Below are 18159 nucleotides of genomic sequence, written 5' to 3'. Positions count from 1 at the left end.
AACTTTTCAGACATTCAATCAAAATCAACACAGCCAGACCACAGCCAAGGTTTTTGTCCATGATTGAACGAGTGGCGTATTTTTTAGTTAATGGTTTGGTTATATCAATCATCGTAATATCTGTTTGGGAGACCCAAGATGAATAAGACAAACAAGTTCCACCTAGCCAATAAAAATATTACTGACCATTCGTTGGCATGTTCTCATTTTACCAAATCATCCCCCCTCTTTCATAAGACGGTTTTGGCCAGTTTGTTGACCATTGGGGCGTTGGGCATGACGACTGTGGCATCTGCACAAAACAATACACCTAGCATAAATGATATAAATAAAAAACTAGAAAGTTTAGCAACCCTTCAACGGATTGTTCAAGGAGCAATAGGGGTTCATACAGAAAATATCAAAAAAAACCAAACAAGCATTGCCAAAAACAAAACCACACTTGATGAGCACACCAAGCAAATCGATGCTAACAAACAAGCCATTGAAGCAAAATTGGGTGGCAAGGTAGATGTGCAACAATTAGAAGATTTAAAAACAAGCGTTGATAAAAACAAAGCAGACATTGCAGATAACAAAGCCGCAGCCGATGCTAAGTTTAAAGATATTAAAACAGACATTGCCAAAAACAAAACCACACTTGATGAGCACACCAAGCAAATCGATGCTAACAAAAAAGACTTTGAAGCAAAATTGGGTGGTAAGGCAGATGAGCAAAAATTAGCAGAGTTAAAAACAAGCGTTGATAAAAACAAAGCCGCAGCCGATGCTAAGTTTGCAGCAACAGAAGATGCCCTTACCAGAAATGCAAAAAACATCACCAAAAACACAACATCCATCAGAGACTTAAACACCAAGGTGGATGGTTTTGATGGTCGTATTAATGCCTTGGATAGCAAAGTTAATACCTTTGATGGTCGCATCAGTGCCTTAGATGCCAAGGTGAATGGTTTTGATGGTCGTATTAATGCCTTGGATGATAAATTTAAAAATGGCATGGCTGCCCAAGCTGCCCTAAACAGTCTTTTCCAGCCTTATAGTGTCGGTAAAGTCAGCGTCTCAGCAGCCATCGGTGGTTATGGTTCAAAATCTGCCATTGCCATTGGTACAGGCTACCGTGTTAATCCGCAGTTGGCATTTAAAGGTGGTACTGCCATTAACGTGAGTGGTAGCAAAAAAAGCTCTTATAACATCGGTGTAAACTATGAGTTCTGATTGTCAAATCATCGCCCATCCATTGTCTCTTATTAGTGATTTTAGTAATTGATGAGAGACACCCAAAAAGCAGTCCTACATGGACTGCTTTTTTATGATGCTTGATTTATATGCTCTATCATGAAAAACCGCCCCACTAAGAGCGGAGCGGTCATCAACGACAGTTTAATAACAGTTTAATACAAGTGCAATGGTGATACAAACCATTACGTATAAATTACTGCTCAATGCCTTTCATGGTTAGCTTAATGCGTCCACGATTGTCAATGTCTTGCACTTGAACTTTGACGGTTTGACCCTCGGCTAGGTAGTCGGTTACATTCTCAACACGCTCATCAGAGATTTGGCTGATATGCACCAAGCCGTCCGTACCTGGTAAAATGGTAACAAAAGCCCCAAACTCCACAATGCGAGCCACTGTACCTGTATAGACCGCACCCACTTCCACTTCGGCGGTAATCGCTTCAATCTTGGCAATGGCGGCACGGGTAGACGCTTTTGACTCGCCAAAGATACGGATTGTACCGTTGTCATCAATATCCACAGTCGCCCCTGTCTCTTCGGTCAAGGCACGAATGGTCGCCCCACCCTTACCAATCACATCACGGATTTTTTCAGGGTTAATCTCAATGGTGGCATAGTTTGGAGCGTGAGCGTTAATCTCGGTGCGAGACGTGGCGATGACTTCGTTCATGGCATTTAGGATATGGATACGCCCTGCGTGAGCTTGTTTTAGGGCTTGCTCCATGATGTCGGCAGTAATACCCTCAATCTTAATGTCCATTTGTAGGGCGGTGATACCATTGACCGAACCTGCCACTTTAAAGTCCATATCGCCCAAGTGGTCTTCATCACCCAAAATATCGGACAATACGGCAAAACGCTCGCCTTCTTTGACCAGACCCATGGCGATACCTGCCACAGGGGCTTTTAGTGGCACGCCTGCGTCCATAAGCGACAATGACGCACCGCACACGCTCGCCATAGATGACGAACCGTTAGATTCGGTAATGTCCGACACCACACGAATGGTATAAGGGAAACGCTCCGCCTTAGGCAGTACCGCTTGTACGCCACGGCGAGCCAGACGACCATGCCCGATTTCACGGCGTTTTGGGCCACCCTCACGACCTGTCTCGCCCACCGAATAATGTGGGAAATTATAATGTAGCATAAAGTGGTCTTGCTTGGTGCCTGACAATGTATCCACAAGGTTCACATCACGGCTTGTGCCTAGCGTTGTCGTTACAAGGGCTTGGGTTTCGCCACGGGTAAACAAGGCAGAACCATGCGTATAAGGCAACACGCCCACTTGAATGTCCAACGCACGCACAGTTTCTAGGTCTCGCCCATCAATACGGGGTTTGCCTGATAGGATATTATCACGCACGGTGCGGTATTTTAGGGTTTCAAACAACTCTTTGATTTGAGCGACTTTATCGGCATAGTCTTCTGCACTCTCATCGCCAGCCAGTGCCAACGCTTCTGTGGCAAGCTCATCTAAGCGAGCATAGCGGTCTTGCTTGACGGTAATGGTGTAGGCTTCGCTGACTTTGGCAGTGAACTGCTCTTTTAGTTGGGCGTTTAGCTCTTCATTGATAGCAGGGGCGACAAACTCGGCTTTGGCATTACCTACCGCTTGGGCAAAGGCGTTGATGTTGTCAATGACAATCTGCTGTTGGGCGTGTCCGTATAGCACCGCACCGAGCATTTGGTCTTCGGAGAGTTCGTCCGCTTCTGACTCAACCATAAGCACGGCAGATTTGGTGCCTGCCACAACTAGGTCAAGCGAGCTGTCTTTCATCTGGGCAAGGCTTGGGTTTAGGATATATTCGTTGCCAATAAAGCCCACTCGAGCCGCCCCGATTGGACCGCTAAATGGAGCAGGAGAGATTGCCAATGCCGCAGACGCACCAATCATCGCAGCAATGTCGGCATCTTGGGTTTTGCCTGATGAGATGACGGTTGCCGTTACTTGGATTTCGTTGTAATACCCTTCTGGGAACAAGGGACGGATTGGGCGGTCAATCAAACGAGAAGTCAAGGTTTCAAATTCTGATGCTCGTCCCTCACGTTTGCCATAACCCCCCGGGATTTTGCCCGAAGCGTACATTTTTTCTTGGTAGTTTACGGTCAATGGGAAAAAGTTTTGCCCTGCCACGGCTTCTGGGCGTACCACAACTGCCACCAGCACCGACACATCGCCCATATGCACAAGCACGCTGTTGGCTTGGCGAGCGACACGCCCTGTTTCTAGGACAACTTGCTGATTGCCATATTGAAATTCTTGACGAATGATATTAAACATAGGTTTTCCTTAAATGATTGGGTTTTTCATTGATAAGATGATTTAAAGCCCTAAGAGATATTTTTTGGTATTTAAAAAATTGTAAAATTGTACGGGAAAATTTATTTACCCAAAATCAATATTTTATCATAGGGCAAATTGCAATTTGCCCCTACAAATGTGTCAAAAAAACATCTCTTAGAGTTCTAAATCTCAACCTTATCAAAATGATTTTAACTACCCCAATTTATTGTAATTTATTGATAAATTTGGAATTATCCAAAATTGTACGGGCGAATTGCAATTCGCCCCTACCACCAATCAATAATCTACTTTTAAGATAAATTGTGGGTATTTTACACGTTTAAAACAACAAAAACGGCACGCAAACGCACACCGTTTTTGACAAAATTAGACAGCCTAATTTGAAATTAACGGCGTAGTCCAAGCTCACCGATAAGAGCGGTGTAGCGACCGGCGTCTTTGCCTTTTAGGTAGTCTAGTAGCTTACGGCGTTGGTTTACCATGCGGATAAGACCACGACGGCTGTGATGGTCAGCTTTGTGGGCTTTAAAGTGGTCTTGTAGGTCGTTGATACGAGCGGTCAATAGAGCCACTTGCACTTCTGGGCTACCAGTGTCGTTTTCGCCACGTTTGAATTTGGCGATAATCTCTTCACGTTGTTGGTTGGTTAGCATAACTAATCCTTAAAATACGCAATGCGGATACATACAGGCAAACATTGCATTGCTAAGGTTTGCCTAAGCCCCATCCTTACAGATAAGGCAATATGACCACCATTATAACATAAAAATCCTAAAATGGCATTAAAAATAAAATCCCCTGCGTGGAGAACAGGGGATTTTATTGGTCTTAAAAAATCAGAAGTTATAACGTAGACCGACCTTAGCACCGTATTGATTGACTTTGGCATCCACAATCTTACCTAAGTAGTGATATTCCACACCTGCATCTAATGCCAGCTGTGGGTTAAAGGCGTATTGCACACCTGCAATTGCACCCACGCCGACTTTGTTGCTTTTCTTTGATTCGATATCTTTTACTAGTTGTAGCCTACCGTCTGGTGTAATCTTATTATAAAGATCTTGGCCGTCAAATTTTAGCTGATTGACACCAACACGCACGCCCACATAGGGCATAAGCTCTGTTGTGGTCTTAATGTCATGAATGGCAGACACGCCCAACGAATGGATTTTCAAGGAATTTTTCCATTCTTTATACCCAACCTCGTCTCGCTTGCCTTTTGAACCATTTTCTTTAAAATTGCCAAAGTTGGTATAATCTGCTTGTAAACGTGCTGTACCCATGTCTTTACCGACGGCGATGGTATATTGAGTTGCGTTGCGTTTAAAAAACTTCTCACCATCCGCCTTGGCATTTAATTTTGATACGCCAACATTGCCTTGTACATACAGACCATCGGTGGAGATTTGAGCCATTGCCAGTGTTGAAGTACTTGTCAATAGGACTGCCAAAAGTAGCTTTTTCATAAGCGTTCCTTAAAAATACCAAATAAAATACAAAATAAAACCACCAAACTCTGCCCCACTCTCAAATTGATGCAAGTAATTAATACAGGTAATTAACTCATCAGGGGCAAATCATCATCCACGCCACAACCTAAAAGGCAACTACCGAATCATCGGTAAATCGCCATTTTAAGTTGAGATAAGTTGAGAATTGGAGAAAAACTCTACAAAACTACTTGACTTCCTCTCCGCCCTAAGTGCGGAGATTCCTTCTGCAAGACGGTCAAGCCAGACCGCAAGCCTAAGATAGTGGCAACCGCCCGTACGACACACCGTACATCTTAGGTTCTTATTTTAAGTTAATCCTACTGTTAGGATTGTCATAGACACAAATTAGCTTAAGTGTGTGTTTAAAAACGTCTTACCAGTTAAGTTACTGCGTACTCGCAATTTAGTCTTAACTTAACTGTGGAATGTAAGACAATAAATTACCCATATATTACCTCCTCCCCTGCGTTTTTTGCAAGTATTATTTGTTATTTTTAGATGAAATGTATAAAAATCAAGACGAGATGAAAACACGCTGCATCAATATCTCAATCTCATCTACACACAAAAACAAGGAATTTTAAACAAGGAATTTTGTCAATAGCAATGCACCACTTTGATGGGCTGCAATCGTCCACTCATCGCCACTTGCCCCAATCCGACAAAATCATCATCATGATAGAGCCGAATTTGTATGGCATCATCACCAAAGTTCACATCATCAAGGCGGTCTTTGACGTTTAATCGTTGCCCCATTTTAATGCGTGCCGTCTCGTCCATTGTCAGTCTCAACATGGGCAAATGACCAAGCATCACATCTGTGGGCAAAAGTCTGCCCAAGCGTTCATCCAAAGATAAATCCGCCAAATCATCAAGGCTTATCGCATCTGCCACGTCAAATCCGCCCGTACTGGTGCGGTGCAAAGCGGTCAAATGCCCCACCGTGCCAAGACGCTCGGCTACCGTCTCGCCCAGCACTCGCACATAAGTGCCTTTGGAGCAGATGACATCAAGGGTGATTTCATCATTGCTTAATTTATTTAAAGCCAAATGATGAATGACAATGGGGCGTGGCTGTCGCTCTATCTCAATGCCATCTCGGGCGTATTCATAGAGCTTCTTACCGTCTTTTTTTAGGGCAGAATACATCGGTGGCGTTTGCATTTGTTCACCCATTAGGCTAACTGCCAGTTTATCAAGTTCACTTTGTTCAAAAACTGGCACGTCTTTTTGAGCGATGATTTGCCCCTCTTTATCGCCCGTATCGGTCTTCTCACCCAGCTTAATGATGGCAGTATAGCCTTTGTCAGCATCTAGCCCAAAACTACTAAATTTGGTGGCATCTCCAAAACAAATCGGTAAAATCCCTGTTGCCATAGGGTCAAGCGTGCCAGTATGCCCTGCTTTTTTACTGTCAAATTTGGGCGACATGAATAGGCGTTTGGCTTGGGTTAAGGCAGCATACGAACTAATACCGCTTGGCTTATCTAAGAGTAGCACCCCAGAGACAATCTGCTTTGTCATTGGTTGTTATCCACCTCATCAACGTTACTTTTGTCCGTTTTTTGCATGGCTTCATTGACCAAATTCATCATACGATTACCATGAGCGGTAACCTCATCATAATGAAAACGCAAGCGTGGCGTGGTGCGAGTCTTCATGGTCGCCGACAGCTCAGTACGCAAAAAACCTGCGGCATTTTTTAAGACAGTCAAGCTCTCACGATGAGCATCAATATTCATACCCCCATCTTGGGATGGCTCTAAAATGGTTACATAAACATCAGCATAACCCAAATCAGGGCTAACCTTAACCTCAGAGATGGTAACAAACCCCGTCAGACGTGGGTCGTTAATCTCATCACGGATAAGCACCGATAAGGTACGCTGAATCTGGTCGGCTAGGCGTTGTAAACGTTGGCTCATGGTTTTTCTCTCTTGTATTTACTTGGTGTTGGTATATTTGGGTTTCCTAATCTGTGATGTTAGGCAAATTAATATGGCGGTTAGTATAGCCGATTTTTGGGATTTTGGCGATTTTTAATGTCAATGCACTCATCATTGGCATTTTTATTTATACCATTAATTATTTTATTTTTATAAAAATCAATGGGTTATGATAATTTTTATCCAATCATGCTTATTTTATTAAGTTAATTTAATAAAATTATAAAGATAAATTTAAAATAACCTGCCATTTTTTCATGAAAATTTGATGACCATTTGATGAAAAATTACCCAGCCATAACACAATCCAACACAATTTTTCACAGTTTACATGAAGTTACCAAGTCTTACATTTGACGAACCAAACACCCGTGAAAAACCCCTATTTTTTACCAACTTATCCTATTTTTCGTCTCAAAATCCTCCTACAATACACTCATCAAGTCAAGCACATTAAGCACTTGTAAGTTGCCATAAGGCATTTATTAACATGATTTAGGAGAAATATATGAGCCGTTTAGTTCGTTTACAAGACATTGAAGCCACCGAGCGTGAAGTATTGGGTACAGACTACTACAACCCAGCAGGGAAAACCGCTTATGGCATTGGCGAAGAGAAAATCGGTAAAGTAGAAGATGCCCTTGTAGAAGTAGAAACAGGACGTGTGCGTTATCTTATCGTTGATGTAGGCGGTTGGTTCAGCTCAAAAGAAGTGCTTATCCCAGCAGGTCTATCTCGCATTGTTGGCGATGACGTGTACTTTGACAGCCTAACCAAAGACCAAGCGGAAGCAATGGAAGCCTATGACCGTGATTATGTCTATAACTACCAAGAGCAATATGCCAAAGACCGTGAGTTTTTCGCTGCCGAAACACTACCTGCCGAGAGCCGTGTTGAGCTGACCGAAAACCACTACACCGCACCCAACACCCTAGAACTACTCGAAGAGCGTCTGTCTGTGAACAAAGACCGTATCGTCTCTGGCGTGGCAAGTATCGGCAAACGTGTGGTGAGCGAAGAGCAACGTGTTGAAGTTGAACTACAAGAAGAGCACGCCCACATCGAGCGTACTGCCGTAAACCGCCCAACTGACCGCCGTATCGGTGATGATGCTGGGGCTGCCACGGTGAGTGTTGAACTAGAAGCAGAGCGTGCCAACGTGAGCAAAGACACCTTTGTTACCGAAGAAGTAACGCTAGGCAAAACCACTGGCACTCGCACCGAGACCATTTTGGAAACCATTCAGCGTGAAGAGCTAAACGTGGACGACCTAGGTAACGTGGTTGACCGTGAAGGCAACGTGGTTAGCTATGAAGGCATTACCGCCGATGAAGTTCGCCGTGCTCGTGGTCTATAATCCGACCACCACCAAAAAGTCAGGGCAATGCTCTGGCTTTTTTGGGTTTTGGCGGTGGCGGTTGGTATGTTAAGATGATTGGTTAGATTTATTTTGCTGGATTTATTTTTTTAATGAATTTTTTAAATTAATTTTTAGCAAATTATTTCTACCAAATTAGGGCGTGTTGAACTTTGGTATTTGCAATGAAAAATGAGAAAAGTCGCACGTTTTTCAAGGAAAAAACTTGAGATTGATAGTTATTCTATCAAGCAAGTTTTTGACGATGAAAAACAATCCGACCACTTAATCGTGTAAATTTTAAGATTTTTAACTTAATTTTTTAAATTAAGTGGTCGGATAGCCATTTTTCATGCAAAAATTGATAAAAGTGTTAAATTTTCATCTTATTTTATAAAAATGTTATCAATGTTCAACACGCCCTAGTAAATTCATGCCAATCCCACATTTTTTAGGGTTGCGTACCGTCAATGGGCGTGTTTTGAAGTTGAATGCTTGTAATTTGTTCACTCAACCGCCTGACCCAAATTCATTTAAAATTGCCATTTAAAATTTGTAAAATTAAGGACAATATATGTCAAACCCCCACCATGAGCGTGATGACATCACCACATTTAGCAATCCACAGACCTTAGAATTACTCGCTGAGCGGTTGGTTGTTGATACCCAAAAAGTGCAAGCGGGCAAGGTTATCCTTGAAAAAGTCGTCCGCACCAAGACGGTCAATGTCCCTGTGGAGCTGACCGAAGAGTATCTGAGCATTCGGATTGTCAATGACAACTTAATGGCAATGGCGGACACAGTCATGGCAGATGATGCCATGCCTGCCACCGTACTCATCAATGGCACGCCCATGAGCGAGCCTGTGGAGATTTTAATCAGCAAAGAAGTGGTAAGACTCAGCAAAGAGACCCATGTCGCCGAAGAGATAAACCTGCACAAATACAGCCAAAACATCAGCAAAACCGTCAGCGACACCGTACGACACGAAGAGCTTGTGGTAACGGGCGATGAGTTTTTGGACAAGTCATCTTAGGGGATGTCGCCATTTGATGATTGATTTGCAATAAAAATCGGACAAATGTGTCCGATTTTTATGTTTTAATTTTTATGCCTAACTTAGCAGTCAAATCAATATTTCCACTTGACCATCACAACCGCACCATGGTCTTTGGCACCGCTACGGAACTCGCCTGCATACTGGCCTGTAATTTCTGTATTCATGCCCATCTGATAACGCAATCCTATGCCCGTGCCAACAGAGAATTTCTTTTTCTGGCTGCCTGTCTCGGTAAAGGACACGCTTGGTATGGTCGCAAAGCTGGTATTAACCGCCAAGTCATCGGCATTTTCAACATGCCCTGCCAAATGTCCAACCACACCCAGACGATCAGACAGCGGTTGGGCAAAATGCACCCCCAACGTCGCTTTTAGGCTGTCATAAGTTTGCTTATCCACGGCAAAATTGAGCTGAGCCAGTCCGCCTTGTTCGATGTATCCGTCATTTTTGATGCGAGTGTAGCGAAGCTGGGCATAGGGCGAGACGTGTTTGTCATGCGAGCCAATACGATGATCAATACCAACACCTGCCTGCAAAATATTGGCATCATACTCCCCTTTGGCAATGTCAGAAATCCCCGCCAATGACAGTCGTCGCTCGGTTTTGACATCGCTACGCCCATAGCTAACAAAGCCATTATAATGCGTCTCATCCGTTGCAGCGTAGTCGCCATAGATAAAGGCTTGGATGTTGTCCGATTTTAGGTTCTGATGATTAACAGTGCCTACAGAATCAACATCACTGTCTGAGTAGGATAACGCCGCCCCCAGTCTTAGACCATCACCCACCAAACTGTCTGCACCCACAATCAGACCATACGAGTTGCCATCATAGCCTGCAAATGAATTTTTGGCATCCATCTTGTGCTTGATGCCCAAGCCTTGTACCCACACTTGACTGCCCACGTCATCGCCACGTCTAAACGGACGATGGTCGTTATCCGAGCCTTGGGTCATGTCCAGTCTCGCTCCAAAGACACGGTCTATCACTGCTTGTGTGGCGATATTTTGTTGTTCGCTGACCACATGGGTAGCTTGGGCGTTAATAGCAGGTTGTAGGCTCTGGACAAGCTCGGTTAGGGCTTGACTGTCATCTTGGATATGTAGGTCTTGGATATGCATGCCCAAGGCTGTACCCAAGCCATTACCACTTGCCAAGACTTTATCCAATGCCGATGCGATGGCAAGCGATGATGTCTGATTTGTATGTTTGGTCGCTTCGGCAAATGTCCCTACGCTTGTTACAGGCGGGACTAGAATGGGCGGATTGGTAGGCGGGGTTGGGTTTACAGGCGGAGCAACAGGTGGGACAACAGGATTGGTCGGGGGCGTGCTGGGCGTGCTTGCCCCTTCTACTTTTAGGTGTACTGCCGTAGTGTCAGAGTAATCCGCCACTAGGTTGTGCGTTGTCATTTTATTGTGATTTTTATCAAGCAAATTCACCGCAGATAGCTCACCAACACGACTTGTCCCTTTGATGACATCTCTCCATGATGCTGATGGGTCTTTGCTTGTGATTAAGGCACGCACCACATCGCTGGCTGCCACATCAAGGTCAGCATCACGAACATCCACTTTGCCATTGACATGTAATTTACCATAGTCGCTTAGGCTATTTAGTGATATGCTCAGTTTATCTCCTACCAGTTTATAGTCGCCATCCACTCGCAATGTGCCACTCTCCACACGGCTTTCACGCCAATGCTTGTCGCCTGCTTTGACATTTACTGTACCGCCATTTGTGATGGTAACATAATCCACGCCCTGCTTGATGGCACTGCCAGTTAGGTTAATGACTTGCCCTTTGGTGTCAATGACTGTGCCGTTTTCGCCATTGACAGGATATTGGTCTGAGTCATCAGTCTTGCCCATTTTTAGATGGACGCTGTTGTTTTCATACACAGGAGCGAGTGTGGTTGTGATGGCATTGCCTTGACGGTCAAGCACAGCGTAGTCCTTGAACTGCCCGATGAGCTTGCCTGCCTTGACGACATCGGTGTACTCGGCAGTAGGATTGGTGCTGGTGATGAGTGCTTTGACAACATCTGCGGCTATCACATTTAGCTTACCTTCGCTGATGCTGGCATTGCCAGAGACATGAAATTTGCCGTAGTCGTTACGGTCGTTGATGCCCACCACCAGCAAGTCGCCTGCTTTCATGGTGTGATTGCCATTGATTTGTAGTGTACCACCACCGATGGCAAAATCGCCACCGACATTTTTAATGGTATTTTCGGCAATGGTTAGTTTACCCTTACCTGTCTTTTCAAGCCCACCCAAAGAGCGATTGTTTTGTTTTAAATTATCAAGATCGACTCGTCCAAAATTGCCCGTGATAACCGCATTGGGGTTGATGGTAACATCAAAGTTTTGCGTATTAAACTCCAAACCGTTGGTTACACGAATGGTGTCTGCTGATGTAAATCCCCCGAAGAAATCACTTTCATGGCGATGTGCCTTGATGTCGCCTTCATTAAAAGATAGCGTCGCCCCCGAGCCATTGCCTGAGCGGACGATATTACCCACGTTTAGATTACCACCTTGGATGGCATTGATGGTGCTGTCTTTGTTAATCAAAATAATGTCAGCAGCAATCGTGCCATCTTCTCTAACCGTGATGTCCGCCCTGCCTTCATCGCCTGAAACCAAGTTACCAGTGGTGTAGATGCCTGTTTTGGTGTCGCCACTTGCCAATTTTGTGCCAATGATGTCCACTTTGGCGGTTGTGTCTGCCAGATGAGCCATCGAAACCGACCCTGCATAGATGGTAGCACCCGTTTGCATGTTTAGGTTGGCATTGCCACCATCAGCGACAATTAAGCTGTTGGTCACATCAATCCGACCGCCATTTTTTAGATTCACTTCGCCTAGGCTGTATTTTGTGCCAACAAAGGCATTGCTGTCTGTTTTTTGTTTTACACCGAGAATCACGCTGTCAGATGAGTTGACACGACCACCATCAACATTTAGAACACCATGTCCATGTTCGCCCACCCCAATCCAATTTTCATGTAAGCCCCCAGCATCCATGCTCAACATGGCATCCTTGCCCGTGATATTAACAGTTGCTTTACCATCGACTTGCGATGCGATATTTACCGTCTCGTCGTACGAGACACCGCCTGTGATATTTTGGTGGCTATCAATGGCAACATCTGCCCATGCGATGCCACCGACCGTCATGCTTGCCCCTAGTAGCAGGGCTGTTGCTGTTTTTGATGATTTAGATTTGCCTTTGGCACGAGCAATCTCAGAGACACACTGCCACACACCAAGTGCGGTATTGAAAATAACACGATAAATATGGTTCATATCAAACTCCATGAATAAAAAGTCAAACCAGTGATAAGGCGAAAATAAAGTAAAAATCCTTATCCTTGGCATGGCAATGACATTTATACCACAAAAGTTCACCCAAAATCGTTCAAATTTCCGACGTTTTTATGAGTAATTGGTTGTGAAGAACAAGAGACCATCAATCGGTCAATCACATCAAGTCTCCACACACTTCTATTCCTATTTTATTTCATAAATTGAATAATAGAACTAATGAGAATATAAACACTATTGATAATTATTCAATATAATGTATAATCTTTGTGGTTTTATTGTAAAAATTTTCATAGGAGCAACGCATGACCATTCGACACTCATCTTTATACCAAGCCATCTCATTGGCACTCATCGGCATATTGTCAGGCTGTACAGGGGGTGATTTTGGCACGACCTCCGTTTCCACACCCTTAGTCAGCCCAACCAAACCTGTCCCCACCCGCCTACTACCCCAATCCACCACGAAGCCACTGACACCCTGCACAAGCCTGCCTTAGGATACCTAATGAAAGGAGCGGTGCGTAGCGATGATGATGAGATTAAAGCCCTACACATCCATGAGTTACAAAGTCTGGGTAATAAACCTGACCTAGACCACAGTTTATTTAGCAACAATGATGCCGTAAGTTTGACAGGTCTTGGAGATTTGAGTGTCATCAACCCTAAAAAGACATTTTCCCTTTCACAGACCAACTATGGCGATTATCAGCACGTTCGCTTTGGGCATTTGATACACCGCACCCACCTTGCCCCCAATGGCAAACCCATCCCCCAAGTTTATACCTTTTATCATGGCGATAAGCCCACCAACAGTCTGCCCATCGCCAATCAAATTCATTATAAAGGGCACTGGACATACATGAGCGATGCTCGTGCCAAAAAAGCAGAAGAAGACAAAAACATCAATGTAGACATTCACGAAGCGGACAACAGTCAGTATTTTCATGATTTGATTGATTTTAACGATACCACAGGTAACGCCAAGTTTGCCAGTGCCACACATGCATCCCGCACCGATTTGTCACCCCTTAATGGTGCCAACCGCTACGATAACATGATTGCCGACTTTACTGTTGATTTTGCTGACAAAAAACTCACGGGCACACTAGCCTACGAAAACCCCTATGGCAAACCTCATAAAATTGACATTCGTGATGATGACATAGAAGATGTCAAAAAACAAAAAATTGGCAAAATGCGTCAGCCTTACACACCTCTATATCACATCAATGCCAACATCAGCCAAAACCGTTTTACAGGCACAGCAAAAAGCCAAGTGCAAAACACCCCACGCACCATCAATCATTATGGCATTAGCTACACACATAATGATACTCGTATTGACAAGGCGTTATTTGGCACAGATGGCGTGGTGGAAGGTGGGTTTTATGGCGAACACGGTGCCGAGCTTGTCGGTAAATTCATCACCAACAATAACGACCTGATGGGCGTATTTGGGGCAAAAAAGACCACTGCCACCAAAGACCACGTCACACTATTCGACAACATCCAATTTGACCCTACGCACGACCAAATCATCAAAAACAGTGACCTAGCCAACAACGAATCGCTCGCTCTAAATCTGCCCGAAGATTTGATAACCGCCCTTGACGATGGCTAGCTAGCCAAAGCCAAAGTGCAATCGGGGGTATTTTGGCAGGCATTTAGTCACGGAGCGACAGACTTTGATGAAACACTGACAAAATACAGCGAATTTGAGTTGGATGATGACGAGCTACTCGCCCTAGAAGAAGCCTACACCAATGCTCGCCATGAGTATCTAGCTACTGTGCGTGGGCAAGTATCCAGTCTTGTTATGCCAAAAAATGGCATAGGGTTTGGCGACCCCAGCGTATTGCGTGTTAATGGCAAGGCGTACAATCTAAACGCCAAAACCACCGATGACGTACTTGCCAACGCCAAAGCCATCAAAATCACCCAAAACGGCACAACTCGCACACTCGTTCTCGCTCAAACCCCTGACGGCAAAACATCCAGTCGCTACATTAATGTCTGCTGTGATGATTTTAGCCATGTTAAATTTGGGCAGTTTCAAGTGGATGAAATGACAACGCCACGCTATTTTGTACAAGGCACTCGCTCAACATCCATCCCTACCGCAGGTCAGGCGACTTATGCGGGGCGTTGAACAGGCTTTATTGACAGCACTCGCCCAAGAAAAGACACGGACGCCGCCTATGATGACAGCCCATTTGTCAAACATTACTTTTCAGACGATGCCAATAATAATACCGCCAACTTTACCGCAGATTTTGGCAAAAAGACTTTAACGGGACGGCTTTTGACAGGCACACAGCCCGTGCTGGACGTTCATGCCAACATCACAGGCACAGGGTTTGACGGCACGGCAAAAACCGAAAGTGCAGGCTTTACCTTTAACCGTTTTAGCACGGGGGCAAAAGAAACCATCCACATCAATGACGCCATCGTCAAAGGCGGATTTTATGGCGACAACGGCAAAGAGATTGGCGGTGTGATTTGGCACAACAACAATGACGGTAAAGCAGAACATTTTGACAAACCAAACGTGCGATTGGGCATGGTATTTGGGGCGAGTAAAAAGTAAAGGGGCGACATTATGAAAGATTTTAAACACAAACCATTAACTCAGAGCATTTGTCGTGCTTGTTATGCCCTGCCATTGATTTGTCTTGGGCATACTAGCTTTGCCCAAACCAGCACCCCCACGGTCGACCTTGGACATGAAGTCATTACCATTACCAAGAAACCTACTCGTTTTAAAAAGGATGTCAGTGGCTTATCTCGTATTACCAAGACTGCCGACGACCTAAAAAAAGAGCAGGTCATGGGCATCAGAGACATGGTCAAATACGACTCAGGCGTATCCGTGGTAGAACAAGGGCGTGGTGGCAGTAGCGGTTATGCTATTTATGGTGTGGACAAAAACCGTGTTGCCGTAACGGTGGATGGTGTGGCTCAATCCCAATCCTATGTGGACGAAACCACCAACTCGGGCAATACAGGCTCTATGAATGAAGTGGAGATTGCCAACGTCTATGCAGTGTACATCGCTAAGGGCAGTAATGGGTCGTTTGTCGGTAGTGGGGCATTGGGTGGCTCGGTAGAATTTACCACCAAAAAAGCCAGCCACATCATACCAACAGGTCAAGACCACGTCATCAAAAGCCACACCACTTACACCAGCAAAGACAAGCGACTGGCTCAGACGGTGGCAGGGGCATTTGATGATGGCACGTTTAGCGGGCTTTTACAATACACCAAACGAAAAGGCGAAGGCGTACACGCTCACAAAGATGCAGGACGTGGCACGCATACCTTTACCCGACTTGGCTCTTTTGAAGAAAAATACGACCTGCGTTCACCAAACACACTCTACAATCCTTACCGCTTTTCTGACTGTGTGGGCGATGACTGTATCATGTATCGGCTCTCGCCCACATCTGACAAACTCACGCTCGGCAACCGCTCGCCTGCTGATTTGTCCGCTGACGAAACCACACAATACCAAAACAGCCAACACATTACCGAAACCATCTTGGCAAAAGACTATGCAGGTTATGAGCGACTGCTTCCCAACCCTATGGATTATGAGTCGGATTCGTATTTGGGTAATTTTAGCTACACGCCTAACGACCATCATCATTTTGGGCTCATCCTAGAAGACACTCGCCAACGCTATGACAGTCGTGATATGACTTATTGTAGCTATCTGCCATTGGATAAAAAAAGTCGTTGTGATACCAACATGGCATTTTTATCCACTTATGGGCGTTCTGGCGTACACCTAAAAGAGAACACATCCGCCAGTGAGCTGACAGGCATTCACAAAAAAGGTGAAACAGTATTGCCATCTTTGCGTTACACACGCATCAGATTGCTGGATGAATTTCATAAAAAACAACGGCTTGGCGTGTCGCATGAATATACCAACGCCCCGTTTTTTGATAAAATCAGCACCAGCATCACTCATCAAAAAATCAACCAAGACACCGCTTCCACCAAAAAAGGGTGTAGCATCTATCCCACCGTGGATGAAAATTGTGAAGTTGGTACTGATAAAGCAGGGTCGTTTTCTATCAACGAATCGGCTTATTATGGCGAGCGGGCATGGCATGGCATGGTTAATCTTGATAAAGCATGGTCAGCGTTTGGTGCCAACCACCGCTCTCAACTAACAACAGGCATAAGCAAAACCCAAGCCACCTACCATCGCACCAATATCAACACACACGCACGCCATTTGGCATCTCACGTTGGACGTGAAGATGGCGTGGACGTTTATCAAGATTTGGGCGTGAAGATTTTTCGTGATGACGTGTGTTTTGACAAAGCCAACTGCACTCGCCTGCCCATTGACATGACCAACACCTTTATCGGTGCATCTTATGTGGCTCATTTTGACAAATTGGCGTTGAGCGGTTCGGTGCGTTTTGACCATAGTAACGTACGCTCTGATGATAAGGCGGTACGAAACAACACCTATCGTAATCACTCGTGGGGTGTAGGGGCAACCTATGACATCAATGATAATATTACCTTACTTGCCAAATCGTCCACAGGCTTTCGTGTGCCCAGCTTTCAAGAATTATATGGCTTTGACGGCAATGACGGCAATGAACGTGGGGGCGAATTTCACTTCATCCAAAACCTAAAACCCGAAACATCACTAAGTCACGAAGCGGGCATACGTTTTAATAATGGCGTGTGGGATTTAGAAGGCAGTATCTTTAAAAGTCGCTATCAAGACCTTATCGCCAAAGGCACATTGTGCACCCCAAACGCCAACTGCAATCTACCAAAAAACCAACAAACAGGCTATCACAACGCCCAAAATGCTGATTTAAAGGGATTTAACTTGCGTGGTCGGGTGGATTTAAATGCCGTGTACGACAAAATCCCAGAAGGGCTGGTGGCATTTGGCTCGTACAATCAAATCCGTGCCGACCGTTTGTATCTGAATGACGGCGACTGGCATACGGTAGAATCCTACCCCCTAGAAGCAGTGCAACCTGGTCGGTTTGTCTATGGACTGTCCTACGATAACCCCAATGACAAATGGGGGGGTAAGTGCCACATGGATTTATTCAAAAGCCAAAAATCCCGATGAGCTTGCCTTTCATCGCCAAAGTTTTGGCAATGGTTATGGTAAAGCCACCACCAACCTGACCACAAAATCATGGATAACACTGGATTTGGCAGGATATTATCACATCAACAAAAACATCAGCGTGCGAGCGGGTATCAACAACGCACTTGACTATCGTTACACCACATGGGAGAGTGCCAGACAGTCATCAAGCAAAGGGGCTGATTTACTCGGTCATCAAAACCTAAGTCCGAGCAGATATGCAGCCGCAGGACGGAATTACACATTAGGAGTGGAGCTAACATTCTAGCAACAAAAGGGTTAAATCAAATTCA

15 protein-coding genes are annotated in these 18159 nt (G+C 44.8%); 9 read left to right on the top strand and 6 right to left on the bottom strand.

All coding sequences use genetic code 11. The features are described 5' to 3' along the window. Positions 1-276 precede the first annotated feature (276 nt). Positions 277-1215 (top strand): YadA-like family protein, encoded by a 939-nt coding sequence (locus tag AAHK14_RS05540; protein ID WP_346818236.1) that lies wholly within the window; start codon positions 277-279, stop codon positions 1213-1215. A 217-nt stretch (positions 1216-1432) separates the two neighbouring features. Here the strand turns inward: AAHK14_RS05540 and pnp are convergent, their stop codons facing one another. The 5 genes from pnp to AAHK14_RS05515 all read right to left on the bottom strand — a co-directional run bounded on the left by pnp (position 1433) and on the right by AAHK14_RS05515 (position 6965). After that, positions 1433-3523: a polyribonucleotide nucleotidyltransferase gene (gene pnp, locus AAHK14_RS05535; RefSeq protein WP_065255110.1), complete on the bottom strand. Its 2091-nt coding sequence runs from the start codon at positions 3521-3523 to the stop codon at positions 1433-1435. A gap of 410 nt (positions 3524-3933) precedes the next feature. Next, positions 3934-4200 carry a 30S ribosomal protein S15 gene (gene rpsO, locus AAHK14_RS05530; RefSeq protein WP_065255111.1) on the bottom strand — a complete coding sequence of 89 codons (267 nt, stop codon included), beginning with the start codon at positions 4198-4200 and terminating at the stop codon, positions 3934-3936. A 183-nt stretch (positions 4201-4383) separates the two neighbouring features. Further along, a complete protein-coding gene (locus AAHK14_RS05525; protein ID WP_065255112.1) occupies positions 4384-5013 on the bottom strand; it encodes an opacity family porin in 630 nt (209 codons plus the stop codon). Positions 5014-5637: 624 nt separating this feature from the next. Beyond that, positions 5638-6564, bottom strand: coding sequence for a tRNA pseudouridine(55) synthase TruB (gene truB / locus AAHK14_RS05520; protein ID WP_065255113.1), 927 nt, complete (start codon positions 6562-6564; stop codon positions 5638-5640). After that, positions 6561-6965: a ribosome-binding factor A gene (locus AAHK14_RS05515; RefSeq protein WP_065255114.1), complete on the bottom strand. Its 405-nt coding sequence runs from the start codon at positions 6963-6965 to the stop codon at positions 6561-6563. Before AAHK14_RS05515 ends, truB begins: the two co-directional genes overlap by 4 nt. Positions 6966-7494: 529 nt before the next feature. Here AAHK14_RS05515 and AAHK14_RS05510 point away from each other — a divergent pair. Then, positions 7495-8343 carry a PRC and DUF2382 domain-containing protein gene (locus AAHK14_RS05510; RefSeq protein WP_065255115.1) on the top strand — a complete coding sequence of 283 codons (849 nt, stop codon included), beginning with the start codon at positions 7495-7497 and terminating at the stop codon, positions 8341-8343. 574 nt (positions 8344-8917) lie between these two features. Then, complete coding sequence (locus tag AAHK14_RS05505) at positions 8918-9379, top strand: YsnF/AvaK domain-containing protein (protein WP_065255116.1); 462 nt, start codon at positions 8918-8920, stop codon at positions 9377-9379. 95 nt (positions 9380-9474) lie between these two features. On the opposite strand, the gene AAHK14_RS05500 is transcribed toward AAHK14_RS05505, so the two are convergent. Beyond that, entirely contained in the window at positions 9475-12714 is a 3240-nt protein-coding gene (locus AAHK14_RS05500; RefSeq protein ID WP_065255117.1) for an autotransporter domain-containing protein, read from the bottom strand. A gap of 323 nt (positions 12715-13037) precedes the next feature. Between AAHK14_RS05500 and AAHK14_RS05495 the strand changes: the two genes are divergently transcribed. Genes AAHK14_RS05495 through AAHK14_RS05470 form a run of 6 tightly spaced genes read left to right on the top strand, consistent with a single transcriptional unit; the run spans position 13038 to position 18134 of the window. Then, positions 13038-13232, top strand: a complete 195-nt coding sequence (locus tag AAHK14_RS05495) for a hypothetical protein (RefSeq protein WP_156064979.1) — start codon at positions 13038-13040, stop codon at positions 13230-13232. Positions 13233-13240: 8 nt separating this feature from the next. Further along, positions 13241-14356 carry a transferrin-binding protein-like solute binding protein gene (locus AAHK14_RS05490; RefSeq protein ID WP_065255118.1) on the top strand — a complete coding sequence of 372 codons (1116 nt, stop codon included), beginning with the start codon at positions 13241-13243 and terminating at the stop codon, positions 14354-14356. Positions 14357-14371: 15 nt separating this feature from the next. Then, complete coding sequence (locus AAHK14_RS05485; RefSeq protein WP_062500046.1) at positions 14372-14884, top strand: transferrin-binding protein-like solute binding protein; 513 nt, start codon at positions 14372-14374, stop codon at positions 14882-14884. 9 nt (positions 14885-14893) lie between these two features. Next, on the top strand, positions 14894-15322 hold the full coding sequence (locus tag AAHK14_RS05480; RefSeq protein WP_083108279.1) for a transferrin-binding protein-like solute binding protein: 429 nt from the start codon (positions 14894-14896) through the stop codon (positions 15320-15322). Between the two features lie 12 nt (positions 15323-15334). Then, a complete protein-coding gene (locus tag AAHK14_RS05475; protein WP_065255120.1) occupies positions 15335-17845 on the top strand; it encodes a lactoferrin/transferrin family TonB-dependent receptor in 2511 nt (836 codons plus the stop codon). Beyond that, entirely contained in the window at positions 17787-18134 is a 348-nt protein-coding gene (locus AAHK14_RS05470; protein ID WP_065255121.1) for a TonB-dependent receptor, read from the top strand. Before AAHK14_RS05475 ends, AAHK14_RS05470 begins: the two co-directional genes overlap by 59 nt. The last annotated feature ends 25 nt before the right edge of the window (positions 18135-18159 follow it).

The organism is Moraxella sp. K1664 (assembly GCF_039693965.1).
GTDB lineage: Bacteria > Pseudomonadota > Gammaproteobacteria > Pseudomonadales > Moraxellaceae > Moraxella.
Note: the sequence above shows the minus strand (reverse complement) of the source record. Positions and strands in the feature narration are given on the sequence as shown.

Excerpts from the sequence above, each read along its gene's own strand:
- AAHK14_RS05500 (WP_065255117.1), bottom strand. The coding sequence starts at position 12,714 with ATGAACCATATTTATCGTGTTATTTTCAATACCGCACTTGGTGTGTGG.
- truB (WP_065255113.1), bottom strand. The coding sequence starts at position 6,564 with ATGACAAAGCAGATTGTCTCTGGGGTGCTACTCTTAGATAAGCCAAGC.
- AAHK14_RS05475 (WP_065255120.1), top strand. The coding sequence starts at position 15,335 with ATGAAAGATTTTAAACACAAACCATTAACTCAGAGCATTTGTCGTGCT.
- pnp (WP_065255110.1), bottom strand. The coding sequence starts at position 3,523 with ATGTTTAATATCATTCGTCAAGAATTTCAATATGGCAATCAGCAAGTT.
- AAHK14_RS05510 (WP_065255115.1), top strand. The coding sequence starts at position 7,495 with ATGAGCCGTTTAGTTCGTTTACAAGACATTGAAGCCACCGAGCGTGAA.
- AAHK14_RS05515 (WP_065255114.1), bottom strand. The coding sequence starts at position 6,965 with ATGAGCCAACGTTTACAACGCCTAGCCGACCAGATTCAGCGTACCTTA.
- AAHK14_RS05540 (WP_346818236.1), top strand. The coding sequence starts at position 277 with ATGACGACTGTGGCATCTGCACAAAACAATACACCTAGCATAAATGAT.
- rpsO (WP_065255111.1), bottom strand. The coding sequence starts at position 4,200 with ATGCTAACCAACCAACAACGTGAAGAGATTATCGCCAAATTCAAACGT.
- AAHK14_RS05525 (WP_065255112.1), bottom strand. The coding sequence starts at position 5,013 with ATGAAAAAGCTACTTTTGGCAGTCCTATTGACAAGTACTTCAACACTG.
- AAHK14_RS05495 (WP_156064979.1), top strand. The coding sequence starts at position 13,038 with ATGACCATTCGACACTCATCTTTATACCAAGCCATCTCATTGGCACTC.
- AAHK14_RS05505 (WP_065255116.1), top strand. The coding sequence starts at position 8,918 with ATGTCAAACCCCCACCATGAGCGTGATGACATCACCACATTTAGCAAT.
- AAHK14_RS05470 (WP_065255121.1), top strand. The coding sequence starts at position 17,787 with ATGACAAATGGGGGGGTAAGTGCCACATGGATTTATTCAAAAGCCAAA.
- AAHK14_RS05490 (WP_065255118.1), top strand. The coding sequence starts at position 13,241 with ATGAAAGGAGCGGTGCGTAGCGATGATGATGAGATTAAAGCCCTACAC.